This window comes from Mycobacterium sp. (assembly GCF_032161845.1).
Classification (GTDB): Bacteria; Actinomycetota; Actinomycetes; order Mycobacteriales; family Mycobacteriaceae; genus Mycobacterium.
Window position 1 is genome coordinate 1 of the sequence record NZ_JAVRQA010000015.1, and the last position, 6143, is coordinate 6143.

General features: G+C 65.9%; 8 protein-coding genes. 2 read left to right on the forward strand and 6 right to left on the reverse strand.

The annotated features are described in order from the left end of the window. The 3 genes from nthA to QOD90_RS00870 all read right to left on the reverse strand — a co-directional run. Positions 1-617: nitrile hydratase subunit alpha (gene nthA, locus QOD90_RS00860; RefSeq protein WP_526345721.1), on the reverse strand; the 617-nt coding region annotated here is incomplete at its 3' end. Beyond that, positions 614-1348: a nitrile hydratase subunit beta gene (gene nthB, locus QOD90_RS00865; protein WP_526345723.1), complete on the reverse strand. Its 735-nt coding sequence runs from the start codon at positions 1346-1348 to the stop codon at positions 614-616. The genes nthB and nthA, both read right to left, overlap by 4 nt. After that, positions 1345-1884: a DUF1097 family protein gene (locus QOD90_RS00870; protein WP_526345725.1), complete on the reverse strand. Its 540-nt coding sequence runs from the start codon at positions 1882-1884 to the stop codon at positions 1345-1347. Before QOD90_RS00870 ends, nthB begins: the two co-directional genes overlap by 4 nt. A 162-nt stretch (positions 1885-2046) precedes the next feature. Between QOD90_RS00870 and QOD90_RS00875 the strand changes: the two genes are divergently transcribed. Beyond that, positions 2047-3081: a GlxA family transcriptional regulator gene (locus tag QOD90_RS00875; RefSeq protein ID WP_526345727.1), complete on the forward strand. Its 1035-nt coding sequence runs from the start codon at positions 2047-2049 to the stop codon at positions 3079-3081. 2 nt (positions 3082-3083) lie between these two features. On the opposite strand, the gene QOD90_RS00880 is transcribed toward QOD90_RS00875, so the two are convergent. Next, positions 3084-3830, reverse strand: coding sequence for an SDR family NAD(P)-dependent oxidoreductase (locus tag QOD90_RS00880; RefSeq protein ID WP_526345729.1), 747 nt, complete (start codon positions 3828-3830; stop codon positions 3084-3086). A 117-nt stretch (positions 3831-3947) separates the two neighbouring features. Here QOD90_RS00880 and QOD90_RS00885 point away from each other — a divergent pair, with 117 nt between their 5' ends. After that, positions 3948-4496 carry a TetR/AcrR family transcriptional regulator gene (locus QOD90_RS00885; RefSeq protein ID WP_526345731.1) on the forward strand — a complete coding sequence of 183 codons (549 nt, stop codon included), beginning with the start codon at positions 3948-3950 and terminating at the stop codon, positions 4494-4496. Here the strand turns inward: QOD90_RS00885 and QOD90_RS00890 are convergent. Next, the gene (locus tag QOD90_RS00890) at positions 4493-4924 is read right to left on the reverse strand and encodes a nitroreductase family deazaflavin-dependent oxidoreductase (protein ID WP_526345733.1); all 432 of its coding nucleotides are present in this window, start codon (positions 4922-4924) and stop codon (positions 4493-4495) included. The genes QOD90_RS00885 and QOD90_RS00890 overlap by 4 nt on opposite strands. Further along, positions 4917-5999 carry a fatty acid desaturase family protein gene (locus tag QOD90_RS00895; protein WP_526345735.1) on the reverse strand — a complete coding sequence of 361 codons (1083 nt, stop codon included), beginning with the start codon at positions 5997-5999 and terminating at the stop codon, positions 4917-4919. Before QOD90_RS00895 ends, QOD90_RS00890 begins: the two co-directional genes overlap by 8 nt. Positions 6000-6143 lie beyond the last annotated feature (144 nt).

Consider the following 6143-nt stretch of genomic DNA (forward strand, 5'->3'; position numbering starts at 1 on the left):
GACGCCGGCCCTGCCAACGCGACGCCGATCATCGCCTCCGTGGTCACCAGATCCATCAGCATCTCGTCGGTGAAACCCTCTGTCCCTGAGGGACGTTCGGGGATGACGAACCACCGTGAATGCCCGCTGGAGTCCCACACCTTGATCTCGGTGTCGGCGGGCAGGTCAACCCCGACCTCGGCAAGCACCTTGCGGGGTTCGCGGGCGGCCCGCGAGCGGAAGGTCGGGTCCTTGTACCAGTAGGGCGGCAGTCCGAGTACCGGCCACGGAAAGCAGGAGCACAGGGTGCAGATCACCAGGTTGTGCACGCCCGACGTGTTGGCCACCGCCTGCAGGTGCTCCCCCTCGGCGCCGGCCATGCCGTCGGGTAGGTCCAGTTCCGCGATCGCCGCGGGCGTGTCGATGACGACCTTCTCGGCGAATTGCGGATCGGTCCATGCCTTTACGACGATCTTCTTGCCGTTGAGCGGCGTCATCTCGGTTTCGAAGTAGGCGAGCACCTTGTCCACGGTTTGGGGGGTGATGACGCCCTTCTCGATGAGCAGGGCCTCCAAGGCGGCAACCTTCTTGGCGCTCGCCTCTTCGCGGTCGGCCGGGTACGCGAACTGGTCGGTCATGATTCCTCCTCGATGGGTGCCAAATAGGCTTCGAACAGCTCGGCGTACAGCGTTTCCGGGCCCGCTTCGGCACGTGGCCCCCAGATTTCGCCGGGGTCGAATTCGACGATGTAGATCGGCATCGGGTCGCCGATGCCGTCACCGGTGTGGGTGAAGTAGGCGTAGTCGCCCTCGAAGACGCGCTCCACGGTTCCGGTCCTGCCGCGGAGGTATCCCGGCAGCCGACTGTGCGCATCGGCGGCGACGTTGGTGATCCGCACCGTCGAGCCGACCGGGAACTTGGGATGCGCGACGTCCCGCCGGGGGCTGTCGCCCTTGCGGAGGTAGGCGACCACCTGATCGTCGATGGCCTCTTCGGGTGCACCCGCTACCGGTGTGGGTTCCCCGACCTTGGCAGCGAGTTCCTCTTCGGTCACGTACCCCTTGTCGACGAAGAACTGGGTGATGCCGCCCAACCACTTCTCGTAGTAGCGAAACTTGAAGTAGTCGAAGGGGTTCATCGCCTCGGCGCCGGTGCGCAGGTCGGCCCACGTCCACTCGTCCTCGAAGGCCGTCGGCACCTCGTCGATGGGGTACGCCGGCAGCGCCGCGCCGAGGTGGCTCGACAGCCCCATCATTGCGACGTGGATGCCGAAGATGCGTTTCTCCCAATCTTCAACGAAGACACGCTTTTCCAACGAGAGATCTTCCGGCAGGCCCTCGAGGCCACCGAGATAGTGCTGCAGTTTCATGCGGGGCTTCCTTCGATCGGCGGGGTGGCGGGGCTGGTGGCGGATGACTCGGATGATCTAGCCATGACGGTGGCCAGATACTCCGAGAGCAACCCGAAGGACGCTCCGAGCACGCAGGCCACCGCGGCGACCAGGCCAGGGTGGGAGATGGTGGTGACGGTGACGTCGTGGCCCCGTCCGGCGACCGTCGACACCGTTGAGGCGAATCCGATGACGACGGCCGGGGTGGTCGCCAACAGCGGCACCCACGACGCCTGCACCATGACGGCGCTCCCGACCCCCACGGCGATGGCGGTGACCAGCAGGCTGCCGCCCATCAGGTGGGCGGCGAACAGGCTGGCCGACGCGATGACCACGCCGACGAGGTTCGACGACACCGACGTGACCCAGCCGGTGACCCCACCGCCGACGAAGAAGAACGACGCCCACGCCAGGAACACCACCCAGATGGGTACCGTGATGACGTCTGCGGTGAGTGCGACGGCGAGTCCGCCGAGGACGCCGATGCTCAGCGTCAAGGCTGTCCGTGAATCCATGAAATGAGCTTCGGCTCAGCAGGTTTCGCTGGCGTTACGTCCGGATTGCTCTGCCCGTCAGGTCCGGACACGATTCGGGCGAATCCGGACTTCGGCCCGCTCGCATTGCCGTCGTCGAATACCGAGACTACGTTGGCCTCACCCTAGGAAGGACCGCTGCAGGTGTCCGACATCAAACCGAAGGCGCCCAAGACCGTCGTATTCGCGCTGTACGACAAGGTGACGTTGCAGGACGTCGCGGCACCACTCGAGATCTTCGCCCGCGCAAATGATTTCGGCGCGCAGTACAACGTTCTCCTGGTGTCCCCGACCGGCAGCGCCGTCGACACGACGTCGTTCGTCTCGCTGAACGTCCACATGTCGCTGACCGAGGTGCCGGACCGGTTCGACACGTTGATCGTGCCGGGCGGGGTACCGCCCGACTTCTACTTCACGCCCGGCGAGCACGACATCCCTGAGGAGCGGACGCCCGACAACGTCGCGACGGCGTTGCACATGGTGGGCGAACTGGCGCCGCGGGCACGCCGCGTCGCCTCGGTGTGCACCGGCGCGTTCGTGCTGGCCGCACTCGGCTTGCTCGACGGACGGCGCGCGACCACACACTGGGCGCACTGCCAGGAGCTGGCCAGGACCTACCCCGAGATCGAGGTCGTTCCGGATTCGCTGTTCGTGCAGGACGGGCCGTTCATCACCGGTGCCGGCATCACCGCGGGCATCGACCTCGGGCTCGCCATGGTGGAGAGCGACTACGGTCCCGACGTGGCCCGGCGGGTGGCCCGGTGGATGGTGGTGTTCCTTCAGCGGCCGGGCGGTCAGGCGCAGTTCAGCGTGTGGACGGAGTCGGAGCTCCCCGTGTCGGGCGGACTGCGGGAGATCCTCGACGCGGTGGTCGCCGATCCGGGCGCCGACCACTCGATCGCGGCGATGGCCGATCGGGCCGCGGTCAGCGAGCGACACCTCGTCCGCATGTTCCGGGTACAGGTCGGGATGACGCCGGCGCGCTTCGTCGAGCAGGCGCGACTGGAAGCGGCCAAGGTTCTGCTGGCGACCGGTGACCACGGACAGGAAGCCGTGGCACGACGCGCGGGCTTTGGATCGGCGGACACCATGCGACGCACCTTCCGTCGCGCGCTCGGCGTGTCACCGAGCATGTACCGCAGTCGATTTCGGACGACGGGAATCCACCAGAGCTTCTAGGGTCAGACCGTGAAGCCTCCGTCGACGTTCAAATTCGCACCGGTCACGTAGCTTGACTCTGGGCTCGCGAGGAAACTCACCACGGCGGCGACCTCGCTGGTCTGCCCGTAGCGCCCGAGCGCGGTGACCGCCTTGATGCCCTCGGCGAAGTCGCCTTCGTCGGGGTTCATTTCGGTGTTGATCGGACCCGGCTGCACGTTGTTGACGGTGATCCCGCGCGGGCCGAGCTCGCGGGCGAGTCCACGACTGAAGGACGACACCGCCCCCTTGCTCATCGCGTACACGGCTTGCGCGGGAGCCGACACCCGGTCGGCGTTGACGCTGCCGATGTTGATGATCCGCGCGCCGTCGCCGAGATGCGCGAGGGCGGCGTGAACCGTCCAGAACGGGCCACCGATGTTGATCGCCACTAGCCGGTCGTACTGCTCGGCCGTGAACTCGTCGACCGGTACGAGATGAGCAGTGGCGGCGTTGTTCACCACGACGTCCAGGCCGCCGAGCTCGGCGACGGCGGTGTCGACAGCGGCGGCAGTCTGGGTCGGGTCGGCAGCGTCGGCCTGGATCGCCACCGCCTTCGCGCCGTTGGCGGTCACGTCGGCGACGAGAGCGTCGGCCTCGGTCTTCGATGCCGAATAGGTGAAAGCCACGGCGGCGCCGTCGGTGGTCAGTCGCCGCACGATCTCCGCGCCGATGCCGCGCGATCCGCCGGTGACGAGTGCGCGACGTCCGGTCAGGGGTGTTGTGCTCATTCCGATGCTCTCCTCGTAATTACGAACCGATGTGTTACTTAGTACGCTGAGGTCAAGGCCGATCGCACACGGGTGAATTCCCGTTGTGATCGGCATCACAGGAAAGGCGGGTGCGACGTGGCAGTCGGGCGGCCGCGCGAGTTCGACTCCGATCAGGTCGAAGACGCGGCGATGAAACTGTTCTGGGAGCGCGGCTTCGACGGGGTGTCGATCTCTGACGTCACGGCCGCGACCGGGGTGAACCGACGCAGCATCTACGCCGAGTTCGGATCCAAGGACAAGCTGTTCGAGCGCGCCGCGGAGCGCTACCTCTCCGGCCCCGGCGACTACATGACCGATGCGCTGACCCGGCCGACGGCCCGCGAGGTCGCCGAGGCGATGGTGCATGGTGCTGCCGACACGGTCAGTGGCGACATCCTGGGTTGCCTGACCGTTGGGGAAGCGCCCGGGTTGGCCGAGCTACGCGGCGCGACGGTGCACCGGCTCGCTGAACGATTCAATGCTGCGGTCAGCAATGGCGAGCTGTCCGGTGTCGACACCTTGGTGCTCGCGCGCTGGATCGTTGGCGTAGGCCAAGGGATTTCAGTGCAGGCGCGCAGCGGCGCCAGCCGTGCCGATCTCCATGCCGTGGCGGACCTGGCATTGGCCGGTTGGCCCGGCGCTTAGCCGTTGGCGAGCTCGAAGACGGGGATCACCCTGTCGGTCTTCTTCTGGTACTCGCCGAATCCGGGAGCCTGCTCGACGATGAGGTCGTACACACGATCCCTTTCCGCCCTTGGCAATTCGTGCGCGACGGCGCCGCGCTGCGGGTGGGGTCCGATCTCCACCTGGACGTTGGGCTGGGCGCGCAGGTTGAACACCCAGCCGGGGCTGGCGTCACGACCGGCCGCCGAGCCGACGACGTAGATCGTGTCGTCGATGTCGAAGTAGCCGATCAGGTTTTCGCGTGGTTCACCGCTCTTGGCGCCGGTCGACGTCAGGATGAGTAGCGGGAACCCTTCGAACTGGCCGCCCACCTTGCCGCCGTTGGCGCGGAACTCCGCGATGTTGTGCTTGTTGAACTCGCGTTCGGAGGTCATCTCGTCGTCAGCCATGGTTCCATGTTGGCACGAGGACGCCGTCCGGCAAGGCAAGCCGGTTGATGGTCCGCAGCGTCGAACCGTACTGATGCATGAGCGAGCCCGTGAGGTAGGGCAGACCGTACTTCTCGAACAGCGGCCGCACCCGCTCGGCGATCTCGGCGTAGCGGTTGCTCGGGAGGTCCGGGAACAGGTGGTGTTCAATCTGGTAGCAGAGATTGCCGCTCGCGAACGCCAGAACGGGCCCGGCGTTGAAGTTGGCGGCGCCCAGCATCTGGCGCAAATACCACTCGGCCTTGGTCTCGGTCTTGAGCACGTCGGCAGTGAACTTCTGTGTGCCGTCGGGGAAGTGACCGCAGAAGATCACTACATAGGCCCAGAGGTTGCGAAGAAGGTTGGCGGCCCCGTTCGCTCCGAGGGTCCTGCGCCAGCGCTTGCAGCTCAGCGCCGGCCACAAGACATAGTCCTTGAGGCCTTGCCGAGTCACCTTGCGCACCAGCATCTTTACCTGCGAGAACGTCGCGGCCCTGGACTGCTCCGAGTCGACGCCGTGGATGGCGATGCCCCACTCGAATGACAGGGCGAGTAGGAGATTCTGCAACGGCTGCAGCAGGTACTTGGGCTTCCACGGTTGATCGCGCGTCACCCGCATCGCGCCAAATCCGAGATCGTCGTCGACGCCCAAGACGTTGCTGAACACGTGGTGGCGCACGTTGTGCGAGGACTTCCACTGCGATGACAGGGCGACCATGTCCCACTCCCAGGTCGCGGAGTGAATCTCGGGGTCGTTCATCCAATCCCATTGGCCGTGGGAGACGTTGTGGCCGATCTCCATGTTCTCGACGCACTTGGCAAGGCCAAGTGCAGCGGTCCCCAAGGCCCAGCCGACCTTGGATCCGGTACCGGCGATGAAGAGGCGCGCTGCGACGTCGAGCGTCCTTTGGAACAAGATGGTGCGACGGATGTAAGCGGCGTCGGATGCGCCCAGCGAGTCCTCGACGTCACGGCGGATCGCGTCGAGTTCACCTCCGAGACGCTCGATGTCGACGGCGTTCAGGTGGGTGTATTTTGCAATGTCGGTGATGGCCATGCGATGTCCTCGTCGATCCCGGCGGAGCGAGCGTGGGTCTGGACTCGGAAACCGTATTGAGTGCCGAGCGGGTTGGCGCTCCGTCGACATTTGTTTTCGGGTACCCGGGGTGCACGCCCCCAAACATCGCGCAATCCGTGGAGT

Coding starts and splice junctions, on each gene's coding strand:
- nthB (WP_526345723.1), bottom strand. CDS start 1,348: ATGAAACTGCAGCACTATCTCGGTGGCCTCGAGGGCCTGCCGGAAGAT.
- QOD90_RS00870 (WP_526345725.1), bottom strand. CDS start 1,884: ATGGATTCACGGACAGCCTTGACGCTGAGCATCGGCGTCCTCGGCGGA.
- QOD90_RS00880 (WP_526345729.1), bottom strand. CDS start 3,830: ATGAGCACAACACCCCTGACCGGACGTCGCGCACTCGTCACCGGCGGA.
- QOD90_RS00890 (WP_526345733.1), bottom strand. CDS start 4,924: ATGGCTGACGACGAGATGACCTCCGAACGCGAGTTCAACAAGCACAAC.
- QOD90_RS00895 (WP_526345735.1), bottom strand. CDS start 5,999: ATGGCCATCACCGACATTGCAAAATACACCCACCTGAACGCCGTCGAC.